General features: G+C 69.9%; 18 protein-coding genes and 1 pseudogene. 16 read left to right on the top strand and 3 right to left on the bottom strand.

All coding sequences use genetic code 11. The annotated features are described in order from the left end of the window. Positions 1 to 35: 35 nt before the first annotated feature. Positions 36 to 1,307 carry an MFS transporter gene (locus MTF69_RS00095; protein ID WP_243329348.1) on the bottom strand — a complete coding sequence of 424 codons (1,272 nt, stop codon included), beginning with the start codon at positions 1,305 to 1,307 and terminating at the stop codon, positions 36 to 38. 291 nt (positions 1,308 to 1,598) lie between these two features. Between MTF69_RS00095 and MTF69_RS00090 the strand changes: the two genes are divergently transcribed. From MTF69_RS00090 to MTF69_RS00075, 4 genes are all read left to right on the top strand, one after another. Beyond that, positions 1,599 to 2,768 (top strand): glutamate--cysteine ligase, encoded by a 1,170-nt coding sequence (locus MTF69_RS00090; RefSeq protein WP_243329345.1) that lies wholly within the window; start codon positions 1,599 to 1,601, stop codon positions 2,766 to 2,768. 169 nt (positions 2,769 to 2,937) lie between these two features. After that, the gene (locus tag MTF69_RS00085; RefSeq protein WP_243329336.1) at positions 2,938 to 4,248 is read left to right on the top strand and encodes a cation:proton antiporter; all 1,311 of its coding nucleotides are present in this window, start codon (positions 2,938 to 2,940) and stop codon (positions 4,246 to 4,248) included. Positions 4,249 to 4,407: 159 nt separating this feature from the next. After that, complete coding sequence (locus MTF69_RS00080; RefSeq protein WP_243329334.1) at positions 4,408 to 4,836, top strand: DUF6153 family protein; 429 nt, start codon at positions 4,408 to 4,410, stop codon at positions 4,834 to 4,836. An 87-nt stretch (positions 4,837 to 4,923) separates the two neighbouring features. Continuing rightward, positions 4,924 to 5,586, top strand: coding sequence for a hypothetical protein (locus MTF69_RS00075; RefSeq protein WP_243329332.1), 663 nt, complete (start codon positions 4,924 to 4,926; stop codon positions 5,584 to 5,586). Between the two features lie 400 nt (positions 5,587 to 5,986). Here MTF69_RS00075 and MTF69_RS00070 read toward each other — a convergent pair whose 3' ends face one another. Together MTF69_RS00070 and MTF69_RS00065 are read right to left on the bottom strand one after the other, a co-directional pair. Further along, positions 5,987 to 6,268, bottom strand: coding sequence for a hypothetical protein (locus tag MTF69_RS00070; RefSeq protein ID WP_243330389.1), 282 nt, complete (start codon positions 6,266 to 6,268; stop codon positions 5,987 to 5,989). A gap of 291 nt (positions 6,269 to 6,559) precedes the next feature. Beyond that, entirely contained in the window at positions 6,560 to 9,616 is a 3,057-nt protein-coding gene (locus MTF69_RS00065) for a ricin-type beta-trefoil lectin domain protein (RefSeq protein WP_243329330.1), read from the bottom strand. A 772-nt stretch (positions 9,617 to 10,388) separates the two neighbouring features. Between MTF69_RS00065 and MTF69_RS00060 the strand changes: the two genes are divergently transcribed. From MTF69_RS00060 to MTF69_RS00005, 12 genes and pseudogenes are all read left to right on the top strand, one after another. Then, positions 10,389 to 11,795 carry a GH1 family beta-glucosidase gene (locus MTF69_RS00060; RefSeq protein ID WP_243329328.1) on the top strand — a complete coding sequence of 469 codons (1,407 nt, stop codon included), beginning with the start codon at positions 10,389 to 10,391 and terminating at the stop codon, positions 11,793 to 11,795. Further along, the gene (locus tag MTF69_RS00055) at positions 11,792 to 12,823 is read left to right on the top strand and encodes a LacI family DNA-binding transcriptional regulator (RefSeq protein ID WP_243329326.1); all 1,032 of its coding nucleotides are present in this window, start codon (positions 11,792 to 11,794) and stop codon (positions 12,821 to 12,823) included. The genes MTF69_RS00060 and MTF69_RS00055 overlap by 4 nt, the downstream gene beginning before the upstream one ends. A 365-nt stretch (positions 12,824 to 13,188) precedes the next feature. Beyond that, positions 13,189 to 14,487 (top strand): ABC transporter substrate-binding protein, encoded by a 1,299-nt coding sequence (locus MTF69_RS00050; RefSeq protein ID WP_243329324.1) that lies wholly within the window; start codon positions 13,189 to 13,191, stop codon positions 14,485 to 14,487. A gap of 90 nt (positions 14,488 to 14,577) precedes the next feature. Then, a complete protein-coding gene (locus tag MTF69_RS00045; RefSeq protein WP_243329322.1) occupies positions 14,578 to 15,549 on the top strand; it encodes a carbohydrate ABC transporter permease in 972 nt (323 codons plus the stop codon). A 12-nt stretch (positions 15,550 to 15,561) separates the two neighbouring features. After that, positions 15,562 to 16,452, top strand: coding sequence for a carbohydrate ABC transporter permease (locus MTF69_RS00040; protein WP_243329320.1), 891 nt, complete (start codon positions 15,562 to 15,564; stop codon positions 16,450 to 16,452). Then, positions 16,449 to 19,301, top strand: a complete 2,853-nt coding sequence (locus MTF69_RS00035; RefSeq protein ID WP_243329318.1) for a glycoside hydrolase family 2 TIM barrel-domain containing protein — start codon at positions 16,449 to 16,451, stop codon at positions 19,299 to 19,301. Before MTF69_RS00040 ends, MTF69_RS00035 begins: the two co-directional genes overlap by 4 nt. Positions 19,302 to 19,328: 27 nt before the next feature. Next, positions 19,329 to 20,249 (top strand): SMP-30/gluconolactonase/LRE family protein, encoded by a 921-nt coding sequence (locus tag MTF69_RS00030; RefSeq protein ID WP_243329316.1) that lies wholly within the window; start codon positions 19,329 to 19,331, stop codon positions 20,247 to 20,249. Positions 20,250 to 20,397: 148 nt separating this feature from the next. Further along, positions 20,398 to 21,033 (top strand): bifunctional 4-hydroxy-2-oxoglutarate aldolase/2-dehydro-3-deoxy-phosphogluconate aldolase, encoded by a 636-nt coding sequence (locus MTF69_RS00025; protein ID WP_243329313.1) that lies wholly within the window; start codon positions 20,398 to 20,400, stop codon positions 21,031 to 21,033. Beyond that, positions 21,030 to 21,971, top strand: coding sequence for a sugar kinase (locus MTF69_RS00020; protein WP_243329312.1), 942 nt, complete (start codon positions 21,030 to 21,032; stop codon positions 21,969 to 21,971). Before MTF69_RS00025 ends, MTF69_RS00020 begins: the two co-directional genes overlap by 4 nt. A gap of 60 nt (positions 21,972 to 22,031) precedes the next feature. Then, positions 22,032 to 22,784 carry an SDR family NAD(P)-dependent oxidoreductase gene (locus MTF69_RS00015; protein ID WP_243329310.1) on the top strand — a complete coding sequence of 251 codons (753 nt, stop codon included), beginning with the start codon at positions 22,032 to 22,034 and terminating at the stop codon, positions 22,782 to 22,784. A 31-nt stretch (positions 22,785 to 22,815) separates the two neighbouring features. After that, complete coding sequence (gene dgoD, locus MTF69_RS00010) at positions 22,816 to 23,961, top strand: galactonate dehydratase (protein ID WP_243329308.1); 1,146 nt, start codon at positions 22,816 to 22,818, stop codon at positions 23,959 to 23,961. 120 nt (positions 23,962 to 24,081) lie between these two features. After that, a pseudogene (locus tag MTF69_RS00005) lies at positions 24,082 to 24,636 on the top strand (ABC transporter ATP-binding protein); the annotation flags it as partial. Positions 24,637 to 24,707: the final 71 nt, after the last annotated feature.

Here is a 24,707-nt window from a genome sequence, read left to right as displayed (position 1 = left end):
CCCGAGCCCGTGCCCGTGCCCGAGCCCGCACCCCCTCAAGCCTGCGGCGCTCGCGCGTCGTAGTGGGCGAACCCGCGCCAGCGCGCGGCCAGCAGGGCGAGTACGAGTACGCAGCCGAGCCCGCCGCCCGTGATCGCGACGGTCGGGGAGGTGAGTTCGGCGGTGGCCCCGGCGAGGAAGTCCCCGAGCCGGGGCCCGCCGGCGACGACCACGATGAAGACGCCCTGCAGGCGGCCCCGCATCTCGTCCGGGGTCGCGGACTGGAGCATGGTCGTGCGGAACACCATTGAGATGCTGTCGGCGCACCCCGCCAGGGCCAGGAAGAGCAGCCCGAGCCAGAGGTCGCGGGTCAGCCCGAACACCGCGATGGCCAGCCCCCACGCGGCGACGGAGAGCAGGATCGCCACGCCGTGCCGGCGGATCCGGCCCTGCCAGCCGGAGAACAGTCCGCCGAGCAGCGCCCCGACGGCGGGGGCGGCCACGAGCAGCCCGACCGTCTTGGCGTCGCCGCCGTACCAGAGCACGGCGACGGCCGGGAACAGCGCCTTCGGCTGGGCCAGCACCATGGCGGCCAGGTCGGAGAAGAAGGTCATCCGGATGTTCGGCCGGGTCCCCAGGAAGCGCAGGCCGTCCAGTACGGAGGCGCGCCCCGTGCGGCCGCCCGCACCCTCGGGCCTCATCGACGGCAGCCGCCACATCGCGTAGAGGGCGGCGCCGAAGGTGAAGGCGTCGATCAGGTACGCGGCCTGGTAGCCCCACCAGCCGACGATGACCCCGCCCAGCGCCGGGCCCGCCGTCATCCCGAAGGTCAGGACGACGGAGTTCAGCGCGTTGGCGGCGGGCAGCTGCTCGGCCGGGAGCAGCCGCGGGATCATCGCCGACCTGGCCGGCCCGTTGAGCGCCCCGCAGAGGGACTGGAGCGCGACGACGGCGTACAGCAGCCAGACCCGGTGGTAGTCCAGGAGCGCGGCGCCGGCCAGGGCGAAGGACAGGGCGGTCAGGCCGAGCGCACTGGCGAGGCCCAGTTTGCGGCGGTCGACGGTGTCTGCGATGGCCCCGCCGTAGAGCCCGAAGGCGACCAGCGGGACGAGCGAGCAGAGCCCGACCAGTCCGACGGAGAAGCTGGAGCCGGTGATCTCGTAGATCTGGAGCGAGATGGCCAGGGCCGTCATCGCCTGGCCCAGCCAGGAAATGATCCCGCCGACCCACAGCCGCCGGAAGTCCGGGGAGGTTCTCAGCGGGGTGAGGTCGGCCAGTATGCGGCGCCGGGGGCGGGTGGACGGGGGCGAAGCGGTCGTACGGGTCACAACGGATGATAGGCCGCCCCGACTCGGCGCCCACTAGGCACCCGGTCGGCGCCCACTCGGTGCCCGGCCGGTTCCCACTCGGTGCCCACTCGGTGCCCACTCGGCGCCCGGTCGAGCGGGCGCCGCTTTCCCGCACGCGCACCACTCACCCCACCCGGAACCCGGGCCCCGCGACAGCACAGTCCTTGCCGCTAACTCGCCACTATCACCGGACATTTGACCGAATAGACGTGCGCTCCTCGCCTGGAGTTCAGCTCATGATGAAAAGACTCGTATGTCCAGGGAGGCGCAGTGATCGAACCTGGCACCAGCACCACGAGCACCAGCACCACGAAGGCCGGGGCACCGAGCGCGACCGGTCCGGTCTTCCCCCTCACCCTGGGGGTCGAGGAGGAATTCCTCCTCGTCGACGCCCGCACCCTGCGGGTGGTCCCGGCCGCCCCGCTCGTCCTGTCCACCGCCGCGGGGCTCCCCCACGAACTGCACCCCGAGGGCACCCGCTACCAGGTGGAGATCTCCACCCCCGTCGCCGACTCGGCCGCGACCCTGCGCAGCGAGCTCGCCGGCCTGCGGCGCACCCTCGCGCGGGCCGCCCGCGCCCACGGCTGCCGGCTGCTGGCCGCGCCCTCGCCGGTGCTCGCCGTGGAGGGCCCGCTCCACCTGACCGACGACGAGCCGCGCCAGCGCGAGCAGGCCCGGCGCTTCGGCGCGCTGACCGACACCCTCGTCAGCTGCGGCCGGCACATCCACATCGGCACCCTCGACGTGGACACGGCGGTGGCCGTCTCCAACCGGGTCCGGCCGTGGCTGCCCACGCTGATCGCGCTGGCGGCCAACTCCCCCTTCTGGGGCGGCCGCGACACCGGGCACGCCAGCTGGCGGGCGATGGCCTGGGCGGGCTGGCCTTCGGCGGGCCTGCCCCCGCACTTCGGCTCGACGGCCCACTTCCGGCGCTCGGTGCAGACCCTGCTCGGCTCCGGGGCGGCCCTCGACACCAAGATGGTCTACTGGGACCTGCGGCCCTCGGGGAACTGGCCGACGCTCGAACTGCGGGCCCCCGACATGTCCCCGGACATCGACTCCGCCATCCTCCAGGCCGAACTGGCCCGCGCCCTCGTCGCGACGGCCCTGCGCGAGATCGCCGAGCAGCGCCCCGACCCACCCGTACGGGAGGACGTACTGCGTCTCGCGCGCTGGCGGGCGGCCCACGACGGCCTGGAGGGCTTCGGGCTGGACCCGTACACGGGCGTCGAGCTCCCGGCGGCGGACCTGGCGGAGGCCCTGCTCGACCTGGTGGCCCCCGAACTGGCCGCGTCCGGCGACCTCGACCACGCGGCGAGAACCCTGGCCGGCCTCCTGCGCGACGGATCGGGCGCCCACCGCCAGCGCACGGCCTTCGCCCGCCGCGGCGACCTGAAGGACGTCCTGCGCCACCTGGCGGACGAGACCGAGGCCTCCTGACCCCTGCCGGATACCGCTGGGGGCCGCCCCCGAATCGCCGGAGCCGCAGGTGAGGTCGTTTCCTCACCTGCGGCTCCGGCCTCTCCGTCCTCGAACAGCTCTCCCAGGGCGACACGCTCGGCGAGATCGCGGCGCAGTTGCACATCTCCGAATGTACGGAGGGCCGATCATGGCGGATGTCTCTGCTCGGAGTGCAGACCTGATCATCGCCATCACGATGGCTGACATCGCCATCATTCTCGTCGCCGGATCGATCCTGGGCCGGCTGGTCCGATACGTACGCCAGCCGCCCGTCGTCGGGGAAATCATCGCCGGTATCGCCTTGGGGCCGAGTCTCCTCGGCCTGCTGCCCGGAGATCTCCCTTCCCGCATCTTCCCGAGCGAGGTGCGACCGTACCTGTCGGCCATAGCCCATCTCGGGCTGCTCGTCTTCATGTTCGGCATCGGCTGGGAATTCGACAAAAGGTTACTGCAGGGCCGGCACGGGACCACGGCAGCGGTCTCGATCGCCTCGGTCGTGGTCCCCTTCGTCCTGGCCGTCGGGCTCGCGGCGCTGCTGTACGACCGGCACGACAGCGTGAACGGAAAGCACATTTCCTTCACGGCGTTCGCGCTGTTCATGGGCGCGGCGATGTCGATCACCGCTTTCCCCGTGCTGGCCCGAATACTGACCGAACACGGGATGATGGGAACGCGCGTAGGCGCACTGGCACTGGCCAGTGCTGCCATCGACGATGTCCTCGCCTGGTGTTTACTCGCCCTGGTGGGGGCCATCGTCACCGCGTCCGGCGGTTCCGGGGATTTCGCGCAAACAGTGATACTGGCCGCGCTCTACGTCACGGCGATGCTGCTCGTCGTGCGCCCGCTTCTGTCATTCCTCGTACGCCGCTGGGTCCGCGACCGAATGCCACCACAGTTCATCGTGGTACTCGTCGCCGGGCTGTTCCTGTCTTCCTACGCGACGACTTTGATCGGCGTTCACGCGATATTCGGCGCGTTCGCCTTCGGCTTCGTCATGCCGAGAGAGTCGCGCGGCGTGCTCAGCGAAGGAGTAAAACGGCCGTTTGGTGGGATAAGCCTGGTGCTGCTGCCGGTCTTTTTCATCGTCACCGGACTGAACGTCGACATCGGCGCACTGTCCGGACGTGATCTGCTCGAACTGGTCGCCATCATCATCGTCGCCTCCGCCGGCAAACTGCTCGGCGCTTCAATTCCCGGCAGACTGGCCGGCTTGCCGTGGAGGGAGGCCGGCACCCTCGGCATCCTGATGAACACGCGAGGCCTCACCGAACTGATCATCCTGAACGCCGGCGTCAGCCTCGGCGTCCTGGACAGCCGGATGTTCACCATGATGGTCGTGATGGCGCTGTTCACCACCGCGCTCACCGGACCGTTCCTTCCGAAGGCTCAGGCACCCGCCGACCAGGCCGGTCCCCGGGCCCGCCCGGAGGAGCTGGCCGCGGCGACGCCGGCGGCGTAAGCCGGCACACATGCCGATCGACATGGCCGCCGGATCCTGTGCCCACCCCGTGAGACGCCTCGCAGACACATCCCCACCTGGTGCTACTTTCCTCCCAGTCCAGGTCGGGACGCCCCTGTTGGCTTGCCCGCTACCAAGCCCTCCCATGGTCGTGGAGCTGTGATCTCAGGCAAGGTCCGTCGCGACCATCACACGGGAGCGTTGCTGCGGGCAACGCTCCTCGCGGTGGTACTTGCCATCTTCGCGATGCACGTCCTGGCCTCACACCAGCAAGACCACAGCGGGCACACCGCCGCGTTCCCGCTCATCGACACAGGGGACAAGGCTCAGCACGCTCACTCTGACGTCGCCTCCGGGGACGCCACCCGAACACCGGTCAGCCCGGGCGGCGAATCCCCCTGCGACCACGGCGGAGTCGGAGAGAGCTGCCTGGCACTGCTGTGCATCGTCGCTGTCCTGTTCACGTTCGTCGTCAGACGTGGGGGCTCCAACCGCATCCTCCGCCGATGGGCAGCACGCACGCACGCCTGGATCAGCCGCACCGGCGACCCACCGTGCCTGCACCGACTTTCGATCCTGCGCTGCTGAGAGCAGCACCAGCGTGACGCCGCACCACTGGTGCCGGCGTGGCTTCTGCCTGCTCTCACCCGCCAAGATCTGAAAGGCCTTACCCGGATGACCACCGTTCTCGAACCCGAGCGCCACCAGACTCCCGCCCCGAAAACGCGCCGCGCCCCCTTCGACAAGAAGGCACTCCCGGCTCGCTACAGCGGCCAGATGCTCTACTTCATGGGCGCCGCCCTCATCGCCGGCGCCGTCGTCCACTACCCGATCAATCCGTCGCTGTACGCGATCATCTGCGTCGTCGGCGCCGTCGTGTTCCTCCTCGGCACCATCGTCAACGAGTTCGTGCTGGCCGACGAGCGTCCGGCGCTGAGCCAGGCGGTCTCGCTGGTCGTGTTCTCCCTGCTGCTGTCCTTCGGTGTCGGCCTGGTCGGCGGCGGCATCCAGCACTTTGAGCAGTTCCCCGAGCGCAGCGCCTGGATGACCCCCATCGGCCTGCTCATGTCGTACGTCGCGTTCGTCGCCAAGGACTCCAAGGGCCGCTGGCGGCACCTCGTCAGCCCGTTCGCGGCCGTCGTCGTCATCGTCTCGGCCCTTGCCTGGCTGGGCATGACCGCCCTCGCCGGCACCATCAGCTCCGATGGCCACAGCCACGACCAGGGCTCCACGACCGGGACCCCCGCAAAGCCGGACCAGGCTCCCGTTGAGCAGGACCCCCCGGCCAAGGCACCCGCCGAGCCGACAAAGGACGGAAGTACGTCTCATGGCCACTGACCCCGGTCCGGCAACCTCGTAGCCGTTCTCGCGGGCCCACGTGGACCACGCTGGGCCCGCAGTCCGCTCACGGCGCTTGCACTTGCCGTCGGCGGGCTCGGGATGCGGCGCGCTCTCGCGGGCGCGCAGCCGGCGAGGCGTTCCTCCAGCAGGTTCTCCGTGCTGGCGATCTTCCCCAGCTCACCGCGGCAGGTGCGGCCCTTGACCAACTACACGGGCCATTGGCCGCCTTGCGACCGCCAGGGTGGCGGCTCGGTGCAGGTCTGTACGGTCAACGGATCTGGCTCAACGGGCAGACCCTCGGTCGGATCGAACGTCACCGCACACCCAACCACCACGAGCGCCACGACCGCCACGACCGCCACGACCGCCAGCCTGGCGAACGTTCCGCGCCAGAGGACTACTTGTCGCGCATGGCTTCGATCTCGGCGGCCAGCGCGGCCACGTCGCGTGCCTGCGTGTAGAACTTGCTCGCGTACTCGTTCCTGATTGCCGGAAGCACCTTCTCGAACACCCCCACCAACCTGATCAAGCGTCCTCGAGACGCTTCGGGGAGGGGACCCTCGAGGACGCGATAGACGTAGCCAGCGGTGTCCGCGTCGAGCATGACCATGTCCTGGTCTTCGATGTCCAGGCCGCGGAACCCATTCGGGAACGGCATGGCCCTGTACTCGTCCATCATCTGCACGAGCGCCTCGAGCTCCTTCTGAAGCGCAGGTCGGATCGGTGTTGACGACTGGGGCGGGTGGGACCTGATCCGGCCCCCGCCGTGGGGCCTGCGGGCCGGGTCTGTCCGGCGCCAGTCAGCATCTCGGTCACCGTCCCGGATCCGGTGTTCGGCATGTCGTGCAGGCTGCGGGGTTGGGCTGCCCGCTGGGATGGCGAGGCCCGCCGGCGGCTGTCAGGCTTCGCCGGCGGGCCTCGCGTCTAGGGGGTGGGTGTTAGTTGATCGACCGGTACTGCAGGGTCGGGTTCACTGGAGCTGGAACTTCTGGGCTGCGAGGCCGTTGCAGTGCCAGGTCTGCAGGCGGGTTCCGTTGGCGGTGTTGCCGCCGGGGGCGTCCAGGCACAGGCCCGACTGGGGGTTGCGCAGGGAGCCGTCCGCCTGCTGGGCCCAGACCTGGCCGCCGGCACCGTTGCAGTCCCACAGCTGGACCAAGGCGCCCGGCGCGGTGCTGTTGCCGTCGATGTCCAGGCAGCGGCCCAGGGTGCGCAGGGTGCCGTCGGCGCGGTGGGTCCAGTACATGTCCTTGGCAGTGCTCAGGCAGTCCCAGAGCATGACCGGGGCACCGGCGGTCCCGTTGTCGTCGCCGGCCACGTCGACACACTTGCCACCGGGACCGATGATGGGGGCGCCGCCGTTGACGAAGAACTTCTGGGGTGCGAGGCCGTTGCAGTGCCAGATCTGCAGGCGGGTTCCGTTGGCGGTGTTGCCGCCGGGGGCGTCCAGGCACAGGCCCGACCGGGGGTTGCGCAGGGAGCCGTCCGCCTGCTGGGCCCAGACCTGGTTACCGCCGCCGTTGCAGTCCCACAGCTGGACCGGGGTGCCCGGCGCGGTTTCGTTGCGGTCGATGTCCAGGCAGCGGCCCAGGGTGCGCAGGGTGCCGTCGGCGCGGTGGGTCCACTGCTGGTCCTTGGCCGAGCTCAGGCAGTCCCAGAGCACGACCGGGGCACCGGCGGTCCCGTTGTCGTCGCCGAGCACGTCGACGCACTTGCCACCAGGACCGGTAATCGTGCCCTGCGGCCCGTTGTTCGGCGCGCCGGCCGGCGCGCCGTAGTAGATGCCGCGGCCGTCGGTGGCGATGTAGGCGCGGCCGAAGACCTGCCGGTCGCCGGTCATGTCCTTGAGCCGGGCTCCGATCGCCTCGGTGGTGTTGATTCTCGTCCAGGTGGCACCGAGGTCGTCGGAGCGGAAGATGCCGTCCACCCCGCCCACGATGCCGTGCAGGTAGGTGGAGGGCGGCGCGGCCGGGCTCGGCGAGTTGGGCTTGGGGCCCTTGCCGAAGCCGAACACGCGGGCGGCGGTGATGCCGTTCACCTTGGTGAAGGTGGCGCCGGAGTCGGTGGAGCGGTAGATGCCGTTCCAGCCGAAGTTGATCCACACCTCGCCGTTGATGCCGGGGGCGGCGGCGACCTTGAACTCCTCGAAGTAGCCGCACTCGACGCTGGGCAGGCCGCTGGCGCCGGTGTCGGTGAAGGTGGCGCCGCCGTTGGTGCTGCGGTAGAACTTGCCCGCCTTGTAGATGTAGAACTTGTTGCCGTCCACGCGGTCGGAGGCCAGCGGCTGGCAGCCGGTCCAGTTCGCGTCGGTGGGGATCAGCCCGCTCGGGGCGCCCGCCGAGAGCGTCCAGCTGGTTCCGCGGTTGGTGGAGTAGCGGACCTTGCCGTCGCCGGTGCCCTGCGCCGCCCAGACGATGCGGTCGGAGGCGGCCGAGACCGCGACCCGGCCGGCGGCCTCGGGCAGGTTGTTGAACTTGGTGTAGGTCTTGCCGGCGTCGGTGGAGTAGCCGCCGATCGGGGTGTTGCCGGAGTTTCCTTGCCGGCCGACGCGCACGAGGAACTTCGGGTCGGCTTCGGAGAAGTCGATGCCGGTGGTGGTCCCGGGCAGGGCAGCCCTGGGCTGGTTGGTGCCCGGCCACGTGTCGGTGCGGTGGCTGTAGGCCGGGAAGTCGGTCAGCGAGGTGTGGTCGTAGCCGCCGTTGTCGGCGACCCCGCTGTGCAGGAAGACGTCCCCCGAGGGGGGCGAGGTGATGTTGGAGACGACTACGGCCTCCTCGTGCCCCTTCTCGAAGTTGGTCCAGGTGGACGGGGAGACCGTGATGTCGTCGGTCTTCCAGACGCCGTACCAGTCGGTGTACCAGACCCGGCCGGGGCGGAACGGGTCGATGGTGACGCTGGCCGTGCTCGCCGACCAGTGGAAGTCCGGCCACCACGGGACCGTGTTGTTCCGCTTGTACTGCACCTGGGTCCACGTGGCCGCACCGTCGGTGGAGCGGAAGATCGGGTTGTAGAACGGGCTGGCGGTGCCGTTGCCGTTGGCCGCGATCGTGACGACGTGGGACGGATTCGCCGGGTCCACGCTGATCGCGTTGTACTGGGCGGCCGACGGCGGCGTCACGTTGTTCCAGGTCCCGCCGGAGAACTTGGCGATACCGGTCTTGTGCGTGACGTACAGGTCGCCGTTGGAGACCAGCGCCGCGCGGTTCGGCTGAACCGGGCTGCCCGCCATCCGCGACCAGGTCGCGCCCGCGTCGGTGCTGCGGTACATGCCGTCGTCGTACACCGCGGCGTAGACGGTCCGGGTGGGAGCGCCGGCCGCCTCGTTGGTACGCGCGAACAGCGTGAACACCACACCGCGGCCGGGTGTGCCGGCGACGGACAGGCGGGTGTCCCTGGCCCAGGTGGCACCCGCGTCGCCGCTGCGCCACAGCCCATTGTTGCGGGAGCCGAAGTAGACGACGCCTGACGTGCCGGGGTCGACCGCGAGGCGCTCGCCGGAGCTGCGGGAGGGGTCGTCGTCGCCGCCGGCGTTGCCATTGATGACGATGCCCAGCCGGGTGGTGGTCCAGGTGTTGCCGCGGTCGGTGGACTTCATGATGGAGCTGTTGCCGTCCCAGCCGCTGCCGGCCGCCAGGTAGACGGTGCCGGGCTCGGTGGGGGCGACGGCCAGCGATTCGATGCGGTACAGGTCGCGGTCGTCGGCCTTGATCGAGTCGGTGATCGGCGTCCAGCTCTGGTCACCGGCGTTCCAGCGGTAGGCGCCGCCGACGTCGGTGCGGGTGTAGACCAGGTCCTTCTCGGCCGGGTGGGCGACCATGCCGGTGACGTAGCCACCGCCTCCGATGGGGACGCTGCCCCAGGTGTTCGGACCGCTCGCGTTGCTCGCGGAGTTCTGGGCCACCGCCTTGCCGTGGCCGCGCTTGGGCTGTGAGTCCGCCGACTTTGCCTGGCTGGTGCCGAGGCCGGCGACCAGGCAGGCTGCGGTGATCAGGCCAATCGCGGCGGAGCGCCGGCATATGAGTCTTCGCATCTACTACCTCCTTGGAGCATCTGCTGTGGAGGGTCCTCCGGGTGGGGACTACCTCCGGTGGGGGAAGACCCGCCCGGGGCACAGGGACCAGGGCGGGGCGGATCAGCAGGGCGGTCCGGTGAGTTGGGGTTCGCCGAAGACTGAGGCGTCGGTCCAGCTTGTGCCGCCGCAGAACCTGCCCGACGGGCCTCGCCGGCTCCGGTGCCACTGCCGAGCTCAGTGCGAGCTCAAGAATTGCAAGCGCTCGCAACGACGTGAAGATGACATCTCGGGGTAACGGCGTCAACCTTCCGGACGAAAGCCAGCGGTAACTTCCCGGCAACGTCAGCGACGAGAAGCGCCCGCAGCATCCCGGCCCGCTGCTGCGAGAGCTCGACGCAAGACGCTTGCGCGATGCCACAAATGCCCAGGTCAGCAACCCAGTGCAGACCAACCCTCCCCTCCAAAGGGGGGCGGCGTCCGGCCGATCATCTCGACCCCGGCGTGTCATGAGCCGCCTGGCGGCCGTCACGAGCAGGGCCCCTTGTGCTCTGATCGCGGACGATCACCCTCGGCTTGGAACCGCGCCCCTGGCGTACGACTTGAGAGCGGCCCCAGCGCCTCTGGCCCACCTGACACTCCAATCCAGCCACTTAATGGCCATTATGTCCGCTCTTCTTTGTTGCCTTCTGGTAACGGGATGTTGACCTGGGGGGACGCTGGTGGCAGCTTTCTTGCAAGCGCAATCAAAGCTTCAGCCGGATGACCGGTTGCAGTGACCGCGAAAGGGACAGTGGTGACAGCACGGGAACCCGCTATCGCTCAGCAGGCCGGACCGCTCTTGTTCCCGCCCGGCTTCATCTGGGGCACGGCGACGGCCGCCTACCAGATCGAAGGGGCGGTCACCGAGGACGGCCGCGCGCCCTCCATCTGGGACACGTACAGCCACACCCCGGGCAAGATCCGCAACGGTGACACCGGCGACATCGCGACCGACCACTACCACCGGTTCGCCGAGGACGTGGCTCTGATGGCCGGCCTCGGGGTCAAGGCGTACCGATTCTCGATCTCCTGGCCGCGGATCTACCCCGACGGCCAGGTCAACCCCAAGGGCCTGGACTTCTACCAGCGCCTGGTCGACGAACTCCTCGGCCGTGGCATCGAACCGTGGATCACGCTCTACCACTGGGACCTGCCCCAGTCGATCGAGGACCTGGGCGGCTGGGCCGGCCGGGACACCGCCCACCGGTTCGCCGACTACGCGCAGACGGTGTACGCGGCCCTGAAGGACCGGGTGGGGAACTGGCTGACCCTCAACGAGCCGTGGAACTGCGCCTACCTGGGCTACGGGTCGGGCACGAACGCGCCGGGCGTGCAGGACCGCACAGCCGGGGTCCGCGCCGCCCATCACCTGCTCCTCGGGCACGGCCTGGCCGTGGAGGCGATGCGCGCCCACGACGACAGCAACCGGCTCGGCATCGCGCTCAACCTCATGCCCGTCGCCCCGGCGAGTGACTCGCCCGCCGACGCCGACGCCGCCCGCCGGGTGGACGGACTGCTGAACCGCTCCTTCCTCGAAGCCCTGCTGCTCGGCCGCTACCCCGACGACGTCCTGACCGACCTGGAGCAGGTCTGCGACCTGAGCCACATCCGGGCCGGCGACCTGAAGAGCATCTCCGCCCCGCTCGATCTGCTCGGCGTCAACTACTACAACCCCCTGGTCGTCGCCGGCGGCGGCGAGAGGAGCGAGCCGTCCGCGTGGCCGGGCGCCGAGGACGCGAGGTTCGTCACCCGCGGCAGGGAGACCACCGCCCTGGGCTGGGAAGTGGACCAGAACGGCCTGCGGGACACGCTGCTGCGGATACAGCGCAACTACCCGGCGCCACCGCTGGTCGTTCTCGAGAACGGCGCCGCCTACATCGACAACCCCGACCCCGAGGGCGATGTCCACGACCCCCAGCGCATCGACTACCTGGACCGGCACCTGCGAGCGGCCCGGGAGGCGATAGACGACGGCGTCGACCTGCGCGGCTACTTCCAGTGGTCCCTGCTCGACAATTTCGAGTGGACCGAGGGCTACTCGGCGCGTTTCGGCATCGTGCACGTCGACTACCCTTCGGGGCGGCGGCTGCTCAAGGACAGCGCCCGGTGGTATGCCGAGGTCATCGAACGCAACGGACTGGCGGGGAAGAAGCCTTGAGCGCGGAGCGAGAACGGTCCGGAACGCCCCGGCTGACGATGGACGACGTCGCGGCCGTGGCAGGCGTGTCCGCGTCAACCGTCTCCCGGGTCATCAACGGCTACCAGCACGTGCGGCCCGAGGTCCGCGCCGCCGTCGAGAGCGCCATCCAGCAGACCGGGTACACGCCCCACCGCGCGGCCCGCTCGCTCGCGACGCAGCGCACCGACACCATCGCGCTCGTCGTCAGCGAGAGCGAACCCCACATGTCCGCCGAGCCGTTCTTCGCCGCGCTGACCAGGGGCATCACCCGCGCTCTCTCACCCTCCCGCCAACAGCTCATGCTGCTGATGGCCCAGGGCGCCGAGGAGCGCGAGCACCTGGAGAGCTACCTCCTCGGCGGCCACGTCGACGGCGCCATCCTCGTCTCCCTGCACGGGCTGGACCCCCTGCCCGGCACCCTGCTGACCGCCGGCGTACCCGTCGTCGTCGGCGGGCGCCCCCTGGGCGACCCGGATATCCCCTACGTCGACGTGGACAACCGCGGCGGCGCCGAACAGGCCGTCGCTCACCTCCTGGCCACCGGACGCCGGCAGATCGCGACCATCACCGCACGCCAGGACATGGCCTCGGGCATCGACCGCCTCAGGGGCTACCGGGACGCCCTGCAGGCCGCGGGCGTGCGCCCGCTCCACGCGCTGATCGCCGACGGCGGCCTGGGCCAGGAGGGCGCACAGCAGGCCATGGCCGGCCTGCTGGCCAGGACGCCCGACCTCGACGCCGTGTTCGCGGCCTCCGACATCATGGCGATCGGCGCACTGCGCGCCCTGCGCGAGGCGGGCCGCCGCGTTCCCGAGGACGTCGCGGTGGTCGGCTTCGACGACTCCTCCCTCGCCCCCCACACCGACCCGCCCCTCACCACGGTGCGACAGCCGGTGGAAGAGCTCGGCGGCGCCCTGGCGAGGCTCCTGAACGTGCAGATAAAGGGTGAAGCCGCCGACTTCCCCGTGATCCTGCCCGCCGAACTCGTGGTGCGCGCCTCCGCCTGACATCACGAACCACAAGCTGCCGTCGTCCGTGTCCCATGGGCGTCGGTTGGGGACCGTGTGAGCCCAGCCGCACAAGCTGGAAACCGGCCCCGAATCGAGATCCGCGCGAACTGACCGCGCGCCCGAAGCCGATGGCACATTGGGCACCTGCCATCAACCTGCCTGCTCAGAGCATTGCCAACCGTGTATCGCCAGGCAGCGATCCGATGTCGAACCCTTGACCTCCGATGCGGCGAAGTGCACGCTCTAGCCCATTGCAAGCGCTTTCAATTTTCCTGGCCGGACCGGTACCCAAGACCACTCCTCACCGGCACTCCCACCCCATCCCACCGCGCTTCGCGGTGACCCCAGGAGGAATCGAAACCATGCTCAGCGCACACAGAAAGACGGCCGCCGCGGTCGCCGCCCTCGTGACGGGCACCCTGCTCCTCACCGCCTGCAGCGGCACCTCGGACGAGGGCGCCGCCGGCGGAGGCCAGATCACCCTCAAGGTCGGGGTCTTCGGGACGTTCGGCTACAAGGAGGCCGGGCTCTACGACGAGTACATGAAGCAGCACCCGAACATCAAGATCGTCGAGGACAGTGTCCAGAACGACAGCCAGTACTACCCGGCGCTCCTGACGCGACTGGCCTCCGGGTCCGGCCTGAGCGACGTCCAGGGCATCGAGGTCGGCCGGATCTCCGATGTGACCAAGAACCTGTCTGACAAGTTCGTCGACCTGAACACCCTGGGCGCGACAAACCTGAAGGACACCTTCTACCCCGCCAAGTGGGCCTCCGCCACCACCGCCGACGGCAAGGTCCTGGGCCTGGGTACCGACTACGGGCCGCTGGCCATGTGCTACCGCACCGACCTGTTCAAGGAAGCCGGCCTGCCGACCGACAGCGCCGCGGTCTCCGCGCTGTGGCCGGACTGGGCCGGCTACATCAAGACCGGTCTGCAGTACAAGGCGAAGGCCCCGGCGAACCAGGCGTGGGCCGACTCCGGCAGCGGCATGTACAACGCGATCGTGGGCCAGTCGGCCAACCAGTACTACGACGCCTCCGGCAACGTGGTCGTGGACTCCAGTCCGGCGATCAAGAACGCCTGGGACACCACCATGCAGCTGAGCACCCAGGGCCTGAGCGCCAAGCTCTCCCAGTTCAGCCCCGCCTGGAACCAGTCCTTCAGCACCGGCTCGTTCGCGACCATCGCCTGCCCCGCGTGGATGCTCGGCTACATCAAGAGCCAGGCCGACACCATGAGCGGCAAGTGGGGCGTCGCCAAGATCCCCGGCGGCGCCGGCAACTGGGGCGGCTCGTACTTCTCGATCCCGAAGGCGAGCAAGCACCAGAAGGAGGCCTACGACCTCATCAGCTGGCTGACCGCCCCGGCGCAGCAGGTCAAGATGTTCACCCAGCGGCAGGCCTTCCCGTCGTCGCAGACGGCGGCCAAGGACCCGGCGATCGCTGCGACCACCGACAAGTACTTCGGCGACTCGCCGCTCGGCCAGATCTACTCCGAGGCCGCGGCCGGCACCCCGCAGGCGATCATCGGCGTCAAGGACGGCGTCATGAGGGACCTGATCGCCAAGGGCATCACCCGGGTCGAGGCGCAGGGCCAGTCCCCCGAGGACTCGTGGTCCAAGTCGATGGCCGACATCAAGGCCGCCACCACCGGCTGATCCGATCCCGCACGGGCCGGTCCGCCCTCGGGGCGCGAGAGCGGACCGGCCCCGCACCTGCTCCCCACTCGAAAGCCAGGACTGAGGCACATGGCTATCACCGCACGCACCAGCCCCACCAAGAAGGCGCCGCCGAGACAGCGCGCCGACACGTGGCGCACCAGACGCGCGCGCTGGGACCTGAAGCTGTCCCCCTACGCGTTCATCTCCCCGTTCTTCATCCTGTTCGCGGCGTTCGGCCTGTACCCGCTGATCTGGACCGCCTGGATGTCACTGCACCGGGTGGAGCTGTCGAACCCCGACCAGATGACCTGGCTGGGCCTGAAGAACTTCACCGACCTGCTGAGCGACTCGCACTTCTGGAACGCCTTCACCAACACCTTCACCATCGGCGTCATCTCCACGGTTCCGCAGCTGCTGATCGCCCTGGGCCTGGCCCACATCCTGAACTACAAGCTGCGCGGCCGGACCTTCTTCCGCATCGCGGTCCTGACCCCGTACGCGACCTCGGTCGCCGCCTCGGCCATCGTCTTCGCGCAGCTGTTCGGCCGCGACTACGGGTTCATCAACTGGCTGTTGTCCTTCGTCGGCGTCGACAACATCGACTTCACCAACAGCAAGTGGCCGGCGCAGATCGCCATCTCGGTGATCGTCATCTGGCGCTGGACCGGCTACAACGCCCTGATCTACCTGGCGGCCATGCAGGCCATCCCCCAGGACCTCTACGAGAGCGCCGCCATGGACGGCGCGAGCCGCTGGCAGCAGTTCTGGAACGTGACCATCCCGGGCCTGCGCCCGACGATCGTGTTCACCGTGATCGTCTCCACGATCGGCGCCAGCCAGCTGTTCGGCGAGCCGATGCTCTTCGGCGGCGGCGGCAGTCCGGAACAGGGCGGCGCCGACAACCAGTACCAGACCCTGGCTATGTACTTCTTCGAGCGCGGATTCACCGACCAGCACCTGGGCCGGGCCGCCGCCGTCGCCTGGGCCATGTTCCTGCTCATCGTCGTCTTCGTGGCGATCAACACCCTGCTGGCCCGCCGCGCGCGGTCCGCGAACTAGCGGAGGGCTGTCATGACGACTCCCAGTCCTGGGGCGCACCGCGCCGCCAAGCGTGACCCGAAGCGACGCCGATCCGCGGCGGGGCGGCAGATGCACGCGACCTGGCTCACCTATGTGATCCTGGCCGTCTTCCTGCTGATCTCGGTCTTCCCGTTCTACTGGACGATCCTGGCCGCCTCGACCTCGAACACCGAGATCAACCAGCTGCCGCCGAACTGGCTGCCCGGCGGCAACCTGCTGAAGAACTTCCAGGCCGCGCTCGACAACGTCGACATGGGCAAGGCCCTGCTCAACTCCACGATCGTCGCGAGCACCGTGACCCTGGGCACGGTCCTGTTCTCGACGCTTGCCGGCTTCGCGTTCGCCAAACTGCGCTTCCGCGGCCGCAACATCCTGCTGGGCCTGACCATCGGGACGATGATGGTGCCCTACCAGCTGGGCATCGTCCCGCTGTTCCTGCTGATCTCCGAGCTCGGCTGGGGCGACACCCTGCCGGCGGTCATCTTCCCGACGCTGGTCACCGCATTCGGCGTCTTCTTCATGCGCCAGTACCTGATCACCGCGCTGCCCGACGAACTGATCGAGGCGGGGCGGATGGACGGCGCCTCCAGCCTACGGATCTTCTTCTCCATCGTCCTGCCCACCGCGCGCCCGGCGATGGCGGTGCTCGGGATGCTCACCTTCATGGCCTCCTGGAACGACTTCTTCTGGCCGATCGTGGTCCTGACCAGCCACAACCCGACCGTCCAGGTCGCCATCAACAACCTCGGTTCCGGCTACGTGCCGGACCAGTCGATCATCATGGCCGGCACCCTGCTCGGCACCCTCCCGGTGCTGCTGGTGTTCGTCGCACTCGGCCGGCAGATCGTCGGCGGGATCATGCAGGGAGCTGTCAAGGGATGAGAGACGACTACGTCGAGGACGTATCCCCCGGCCGCGGGGCCCTGGCTCCCCGCGCCTGGTATGCGTCCTCGGACGCGAACTCCATGTCATTGAACGGGCGTTGGCGTCTGCGCGTATCACCGACCGCCGATGCCGAGGACGGCTCGTTCGCCGAGCCCGGATTCGATCCGGCCACCTGGGCCGAGGTCACGGTCCCGGGCCACTGGGTGCTCCAGGGCGACGGCGCCTTCGGCCTGCCGATCTACACCAACTACCGCTACCCGTTCCCGGTCGACCCGCCCCGGGTGCCTACCGAGAACCCGACCGGCGACCACCTGCGCGTCTTCGACCTGCCCGACAACTGGCCGGCCGACGGAGGCGCGACGATCCGCTTCGACGGCGTCGAGTCCTGCGCCCGCGTCTGGCTGAACGGCACGGACATCGGCGGGTTCAAGGGCTCCCGCCTGCCGCACGAGTTCACCGTCGGGCACCTGCTCAAGCCGAGCGGCAACGTACTCGCCGTCCGCGTCCACCAGTGGTCCGCGGGCTCGTACCTGGAGGACCAGGACCAGTGGTGGCTGCCCGGCATCTTCCGTGACGTGACACTGCTGCACCGACCCGAGGGCGGCGTCGGCGACTTCTTCGTGCACGCCCCCTACGACCACGGCACCGGCGAGGGCACCCTGCGCGTCGACTCCGACGTCGACGGGCGGGTGACCGTGCCCGCCCTGGGCATCGATGCCGCAACGGGGGAGGCGGTCACGGTAGCGGTCCAGCCCTGGTCGGCCGAGATGCCGAAGCTGTACGACGGAGAGCTGGTCACCGAAGGCGAGCGCGTCCCGCTGCGCATCGGCTTCCGCACGGTGGAGCTGGCCGACGGCCTGATCAAGATCAACGGCAAGGCAGTGCTCTTCAAGGGCGTCAACCGCCACGAGTGGCACCCCGAGACGGGGCGCGCCCTCGACCTGGAGACCATGCGCGAGGACGTGCTGCTGATGAAGCGGCACAACCTCAACGCGGTGCGCACCGCGCACTACCCGCCGCACCCGGCCTTCCTCGACCTGTGCGACGAGTACGGCCTGTGGGTCATCGACGAGGCCGACCTGGAGACCCACGGCTTCATCGAGCAGGCCTGGCGCGACAACCCCGTCGACGACGACCGCTGGACCCCCGCCCTCCTCGACCGCGCCGCCCGCATGGTCGAACGCGACAAGAACCACCCGTCCGTGGTCATCTGGTCGCTGGGCAACGAAGCCGGCACCGGACGCGGCCTGACCGCGATGGCCGAGTGGATCCACGGCCGGGACTCCTCGCGGCTCGTGCACTACGAGGGCGACTGGAACTGCCGTGACACGGACATGTACTCGCGGATGTACCCCGGGCACGCCGAGGTCGAGAGAATCGGCAAAGAGCTGGACGGCGGCGCCCACAAGCGCCGCGAACTCCCCTTCATTCTCTGCGAGTACGGCCACGCCATGGGCAACGGCCCCGGCGGGATCGCCGACTACCAGCGGCTGTTCGAGACGTACGACCGGCTGCAGGGCGGGTTCATCTGGGAGTGGATCGACCACGGCATCAAGCACCCCGAGCTGGGCTACGCCTACGGCGGTGACTTCGGCGAGGAACTGCACGACGGGAACTTCGTCTGCGACGGCCTGGTCTTCCCCGACCGGCAGCCCTCCCCGGGCCTGGTGGAGTTCAAGAAGGTCATCGAGCCCGTCCGGATCGGAGGCGACAGCCCGGCCGGCACCGTAGGGATCACCAACGGTTACGACTTCGCCGACCTGTCCGCGCTGACCTTCGAGTGGTCCTACCAAGTGGACGGCGAGACGGTCGAGACCGGCCCGCTATCCGTGCCGGCGCTCGCACCCGGCGAGTCGGCCGACGTGAAGCTGCCTCCGCCGCCCGCCGGCCACGACGCCGACGAGACGCAATGGACGGTACGTGCGGTACTGGCGGCCGACACGGGATGGGCGCCCAAAGGCCACGAGATCGCTTGGGGCCAATTCCCCTTGACCACAAGGCCGTTGCCAACCATCAACCCGACCGCTCAGCCCGTCACGGGCGACGGCGTGGTCACGCTCGGCCCGGCCTCCTTCGACGCGCGTACCGGTGCCCTGACGGCCATCGGCGGGGTCGAGGTCAGCGGTCTGCGGCTGGACGTGTGGCGGGCAACCACCGACAACGACGACGGCGCGGACTGGCAGACCGGCATCCGCAACGCCACGGTGTGGCGCGACTACGGCCTGCACCGCATGCAGCACCGGCGGGACTCCGTCGAGCCCGGCGAGGACGCCCTGACCGTACGGACCCGGGTGGCGCCGGCCGCCTGGGAGTTCGGCCTCACCACGGTGTACCGCTGGACATCCGACGGCGACCGCCTGCGGCTGACCGTGTCCGTGCGGCCCGACGGCGAGTGGCCGGTGCCACTGCCCCGCCTCGGCGTCCGGTTCGGGCTCGCCTCAGCCACTGCGGTGCGCTGGTTCGGCGGCGGCCCCGGCGAGGGATACCCGGACACCAAGTCGGCCTCCAGGATCGGCCGCCACGAGTCCACCGTCGACGCCCTGCAGACGCCGTACGTCCACCCCCAGGAGAACGGCGCGCGAGCCGACGTCCGCTGGGCGGAGATCGGCGGGCTGCGCATCGAGGGCGACCCGGAGTTCTTCCTCAGCGCCCGGCGCTGGACGACCGAGCAACTGGACGAGGCCACCCACCTCACCGACCTCACACCGGGCGACACCGTATGGGTCAACCTCGACCACGGCCTGCACGGCATCGGCACCGCGTCCTGTGGCACGGGCCCTCTGCCGCAGTACCACCTGCAGGCCGAACCCACCGAGTTTTCCTTCGTCTTCTCGCCGCTCCACTGAAGCGGTGCCACCGAACGAGGAGGTCACATGCTGCGCTTGAGCGCCGCCCCCTGCGCGCCCCCGCCAGGGCACCTGACGGAAGGGCCGGTGTGGGACGACCGGCGGGAGGAGCTGCTGTGGGTCGACATCACCGAGGGGCTCATCCACCGTGCCTCGCTGGGTCTGCGGGGCTACGGCTCGGGGCTCCCCTATCTCGTGCCGTACGAGACCATGCGACTGGACCGCCCCGTCGGGGCCGTCGTCCCCTGCGTGTCGGGCGCACTGCTCGCGGCAGCCGGAACCTCATTCCTTCGGCTCGACGGCCACCGCACGCCCGTGGAGATCGCCGTGCCCGACATCCCTGGAGACGGGGTGCGGCGGCGGATGAACGACGCCAAGTGCGACCCCCGAGGGCGGCTGCTCGCCGGGACGATGGCGTACGACGCGACGCCGGGCGCAGGCGCGCTCTACCGCCTCGGCCCCGGCGGGCTCGAAACCCTCCTCGGCTCCGTGACCATCTCCAACGGCCTGGGCTGGAGTCCGGACGGTCGGCTGCTCTACTACGCGGACAGCCCTACGGGCCGCGTCGACGTCTTCGACCACGATCCCGGCACCGGGGCACTCACCGGTCGCCGCCCCTTCGTGACACTCGACCGGGGCGTGCCCGACGGGCTGACCGTGGACGCGGGCGGCCGGATCTGGGTCGCGGTGTGGGGAGGTGCCGAGGTCCGGGCGTACGAGCCGGACGGCACCCTGTGCGCCCGTGTCGCCGTCCCCGCCTCCCACGTCACCAGCTGCACCTTCGCCGGGCCGGAGCTGGACATCCTGGTCATCACCACCGCGTCTCAGGGGCTCGACGAGGACCGGCTGCGCGCCGAACCCGACGCCGGAAGGCTGTTCGTATGCCGCCCGGGGGTCAGGGGGCTGCCGGTGACGCCGTTCGATGACGCCGAGTTCCTCGCCGTGTGAGGGGGCGAGCGCACGGCCAGGCAGCAGGGCGAGCACGCCCCGTGCACCCTGCACCCCGCCCCCTCTGAGAAGCCCACCACCCACGATGCCGAGCAAGGGAGTTCCCCTCCATGGAAGCACCCGCCACCCCCGTCCTCCGGAGGCCGTCGTGACCGATGCGACTGAACTGCACGTCGCCCTCGACGCCGCCCCTGTCATCGCCATCCTGAGGGCGTCCCGTGCCGACCGGTTCCCCGAAGTGGCCGACGTCCTTCGGTTCGCGGGCATCCGCGCGGTCGAGTTCACCCTGACCACGCCGGGCGTTCTGGACGCGCTGCGCGAGTACGCGGCGAACGCCCCCGCCGGGCTCACCCTGGGCGCCGGCACGGTCACGACACCCGCCGACGCCCAGCGCGCGGTGGAGGCCGGAGCCGGCTACCTCATCACTCCCGCGACCTGCCTCGACGTCATCGAGGAAGCGCGCAAGCTCCATGTGCCGGTGATAGCGGGCGCGTTGACGCCCACCGAGATCCTCTCCGCGTGGCGGGCCGGTGCCACCATGGTGAAACTCTTCCCCGCCTCCATCGGCGGACCGGAGTATCTGCGGGCCGTGCGAGCGCCGCTCCCGGACGTCCCGCTGGTGCCGACCGGCGGCATCGGTCTCGACGAAGCGCCCGCCTATCTCGCCGCAGGCGCCACCGCGCTCGGCATGGGCGGTCCCCTCATCGGCGACGCCTGCGAGAGCGGCGCACTCTCGGCCCTCCAGGACCGGGCCGCGCGGCTGATCGAGGCGATACGCCGATGACAGCGCTGGTCACCCTCGGCGAGGCCATGGCGGTCGTGGCCGCCTCCCAGCCGGGGCCGCTGGACCGAGGTGCGGCCCTGCGGATGGGGTTCGCGGGCGCCGAGGCGACCGTCGCCATCGGGGTCAGCCGCCTGGGCCACAGCGCGGCCTGGACCGGGAGGGTCGGCGACGACTCCGCAGGGACGATGATCCAGGCCGGTCTGCGGGCCGAGGGCGTGGACGTGACCCACGTCCGCGTCGACCCGGACGCGCCCACGGGCCTCATGCTGCGGGAGCGCCGCACCGCCGACCGCGTCCGTGTCGCGTACTACCGCAAAGGCTTCGCGGGCTCCCGCCTTTCGCCCGAGGACCTCGACGAGCAGCAGATCACCCGGGCGCGGATCCTCCATGTCACCGGCATCACCCCCGCCCTGGGCGAGAGCGCGCGGGCGGCGGTCGAGCGCGCCGTGCGGATCGCCAAGGAGGCCGGGGTGACCGTCTCTCTGGACATCAACTACCGCGCTCAGCTGTGGAGCCGGAGCGAGGCGGCGCAGACGCTGGCCGCCCTGGTGCCGTACGCGGACGTCGTCTTCGCAGGCCCGGAGGAAGCGTCTCTCCTGGTACCGGAGATGGAACCCGCCGACATGGCACGGGAGTTGACCGGGCTCGGGCCCGCACAAGCCGTGCTCAAGCTCGGCGCTCAGGGGGCCTTGGCGGACGACGGGAACGAGGCGCTCGTCCAGCCCGTGGTGCCCGTCACCTGCGTGGACCCCATCGGGGCCGGGGACGCCTTCGTCTCCGGGTACCTGGCCGGGCTCCTGGACGGCGCCTCCCTCGCCGAGCGGCTCCACCTGGCAGCCACATGCGGCGCGTTCGCCGTCTCCGTACCCGGCGACTGGGAGGGGCTACCGCGCCGCGGCGAGCTGGGACTGCTCACCGCCCAGGACGTCAGCCGCTAGTGCTGTGACCGGAAGCACTAGACCCTCCGCCCGACCCGTACACCCCAGAGGAATCCACCTATGAACCGTCTCTCAGGTCACATCGCCGTCGTGACCGGCGCGGCCTCCGGGATCGGCGCCGCGAGCGCCGTGCGCCTGGCCGCCGAGGGCGCGGCGGTCGTGCTCGCCGACATCGCCGACCAAGCGGGCGAGAACGTGGCCGCGAGCATCCGGGCCGACGGCGGCCGGGCCGTCTTCGTACACTGCGACGTCTCCTCCCAGGAGCAGTGGGCCGCCCTGCGCGAGCAGGCCCACGCGCACTTCGGCCCGGTGAGCATCCTCCACAGCAACGCCTTCGTCCACACCGACGCCGCCGCGCACGAACTCCCCATCGAAATATGGGACCGCGAAATGTCGGTCAACCTCAAGGCCCTCTACCTCGCCACCCTCACCTTCCTCGACGATCTGCGCGCAGGGCGCGGCAGCCTGATCGCCACCTCCAGCGTGCACGCGCACTTCGGCCTGCCCGGGTATCCGGCCTACGCCGCCGCCAAGGGCGGCACCTGCGCGCTCATCCGCCAGCTCGCCGTGGAGTACGGCCCGGAGGTCCGCTTCAACTCCGTCCTGCCCGGCCCGATCCTCACCGAGGTGTGGAACGAGGTGGCCGAGGAGGACCGCGAGCTGTCCGCCCGCGCCACCGCCCTGGGCCGGCTCGGCCGGCCCGAGGAAGTGGCCGCCGCCGTCGCCTTCCTGGCCTCCGGCGACGCCACCTACATCACGGGGACCAGCCTCACCGTGGACGGCGGCTGGACTGTCAAGAAGGAGTCGAAGTGAACGAAGAGACCCGACCGGAGAAGGAAACCCGATGAAGATCACGTCCCTGCGCACCTACCTCGTCGCTCCGCGCTGGTGCTTCCTGCGCATCGACACGGACGAGGGCATCACCGGCTGGGGGGAGCCCGTCATCGAAGGCCGGGCGCACACCGTCGCCGCCGCTGTCGACGAACTGGCCGACTACCTCGTGGGCAAGGACCCGCTGCGCATCGAGGACCACTGGCAGGTGCTCACCAAGGGCGGCTTCTACCGCGGTGGCCCTGTGCTCTCCAGCGCCGTCGCCGGCATCGACCAGGCGCTGTGGGACATCAGCGGCAAGGCACTGGGCGTGCCCGTGTGGCAGCTGCTCGGCGGCAACGTCCGCGACCGCGCCCGCGTCTACAGCTGGATCGGCGGCGACCGCCCCACCGACGTCGCCGAGGCGGCCGTCGAACGCAAGGAGCAGGGTTTCACCGCGATCAAGATGAACGCCTCGGCGCAGCTGCGCCTGATCGACACGCCCGAGGCCGTCCACGGCATCGTGGAGCGGGTCGCGAGCACCCGGGAGGCGGTGGGCGACGACTTCGACATCGCGGTCGACTTCCACGGTCGACTCACCGTCCCCATGGCGCGCCGGGTGCTGCCGCTCCTGGAGCCCTATCTGCCGTTCTTCGTCGAGGAGCCGCTCGTCCCCGAGATGAGCGACCACATCGGTGACATCGTGCAGTCGACCAGCATTCCGATCGCGACTGGCGAACGCCTTTACTCCCGCTGGGACTTCAAGAAGGTACTGGGCGCGGGCATCGCCGTAGCGCAGCCCGACCTGTCCCACGCCGGCGGCATATCCGAGGTGCGCCGTATCGCAGCCATGGCGGAGGCGTACGACGTCTCTCTGGCCCCGCACTGCCCGCTGGGCCCGATCGCGCTCGCCGCATGCCTCCAGGTGGGCTTCGCGACGCCGAATCTGCTCATCCAGGAGCAGAGCCTGGGCATCCACTACAACACCGGCTCCGACCTGCTCGACTACCTCACGGACCGGTCGGTCTTCCACTACGAGGACGGCCATGTGGCGCTGCTGACCGGAACGGGCCTGGGCATCGAGGTCGACGAGAAGGCCGTGGAGCGCGCCGCCGAGACCGGCCACCGCTGGCGCAACCCCGTCTGGCGGCGGGACGACGGCTCACTCGCGGAGTGGTAGCGGCCGGTGCGGGCTCTCTTGATCATTCCTCACAGTGACGTGGGCTAGCTTCTGGCATGTCTCCCCCACGTCTCCCCCACTCCCCTCTCCTCCACCATTCCCAGCTCCGGGCGGATCGTTGTGAGTCGAACCATCGAGTTGCGTGACGTCAGCAAGAGATACGAGAGGGACGCCCATGCCGTCGACGGTGTCTCCCTCACCGTCGAGCCAGGAGAGTTCCTGGTCCTGTTGGGGCCCTCGGGCTGCGGCAAGTCGACCGTCCTGCGGATGATCGCGGGCCTGGAGGACATCACCGAGGGCGGGCTGTACCTGGACGGCGAGTACGCCAACCACGTGCCGCCGAGCGAGCGGGACATCGCGATGGTGTTCCAGAACTTCGCGCTGTATCCGAACATGACGGGGCGGGCCAACATCGGTTTCCCGCTGAAGCTGCGCGACCCCCGCGGTGACCACGAACCGCGGGTGGAGGCGACGGCCCGGATGCTGGGCATCGAGGACCTGCTCGACCGCCTTCCGGGGCAGCTCTCGGGCGGTGAGCGCCAGCGGGTCGCGATGGGCCGGGCGATCTCCCGTCGGCCGTCGGTGTTCCTGATGGACGAGCCGCTCTCCAGCCTGGACTCGAAGCTCCGCAGTCACCTACGGGCCGAGATCTCCCAGCTGACAGCCGAACTAGGTTCTGTTTCTTGGATCAGGTGCGGAGCCAGATCGTGAGGGCTGCGACCGTGACGGTCCCGAGGTAGACGTAG

The organism is Streptomyces sp. AP-93 (genome assembly GCF_022808175.1).
Taxonomy (GTDB): domain Bacteria; phylum Actinomycetota; class Actinomycetes; order Streptomycetales; family Streptomycetaceae; genus Streptomyces.
Note: the sequence above shows the minus strand (reverse complement) of the source record. Positions and strands in the feature narration are given on the sequence as shown.

What these genes read in the sequence shown, in the direction of transcription:
- MTF69_RS00035 (WP_243329318.1), top strand. Translation starts at nt 16,449, where the DNA reads ATGAGAGACGACTACGTCGAGGACGTATCCCCCGGCCGCGGGGCCCTG.
- MTF69_RS00030 (WP_243329316.1), top strand. Translation starts at nt 19,329, where the DNA reads ATGCTGCGCTTGAGCGCCGCCCCCTGCGCGCCCCCGCCAGGGCACCTG.
- MTF69_RS00045 (WP_243329322.1), top strand. Translation starts at nt 14,578, where the DNA reads ATGGCTATCACCGCACGCACCAGCCCCACCAAGAAGGCGCCGCCGAGA.
- MTF69_RS00070 (WP_243330389.1), bottom strand. Translation starts at nt 6,268, where the DNA reads ATGATGGACGAGTACAGGGCCATGCCGTTCCCGAATGGGTTCCGCGGC.
- MTF69_RS00020 (WP_243329312.1), top strand. Translation starts at nt 21,030, where the DNA reads ATGACAGCGCTGGTCACCCTCGGCGAGGCCATGGCGGTCGTGGCCGCC.
- dgoD (WP_243329308.1), top strand. Translation starts at nt 22,816, where the DNA reads ATGAAGATCACGTCCCTGCGCACCTACCTCGTCGCTCCGCGCTGGTGC.
- MTF69_RS00075 (WP_243329332.1), top strand. Translation starts at nt 4,924, where the DNA reads ATGACCACCGTTCTCGAACCCGAGCGCCACCAGACTCCCGCCCCGAAA.
- MTF69_RS00065 (WP_243329330.1), bottom strand. Translation starts at nt 9,616, where the DNA reads ATGCGAAGACTCATATGCCGGCGCTCCGCCGCGATTGGCCTGATCACC.
- MTF69_RS00085 (WP_243329336.1), top strand. Translation starts at nt 2,938, where the DNA reads ATGGCGGATGTCTCTGCTCGGAGTGCAGACCTGATCATCGCCATCACG.
- MTF69_RS00015 (WP_243329310.1), top strand. Translation starts at nt 22,032, where the DNA reads ATGAACCGTCTCTCAGGTCACATCGCCGTCGTGACCGGCGCGGCCTCC.
- MTF69_RS00040 (WP_243329320.1), top strand. Translation starts at nt 15,562, where the DNA reads ATGACGACTCCCAGTCCTGGGGCGCACCGCGCCGCCAAGCGTGACCCG.
- MTF69_RS00050 (WP_243329324.1), top strand. Translation starts at nt 13,189, where the DNA reads ATGCTCAGCGCACACAGAAAGACGGCCGCCGCGGTCGCCGCCCTCGTG.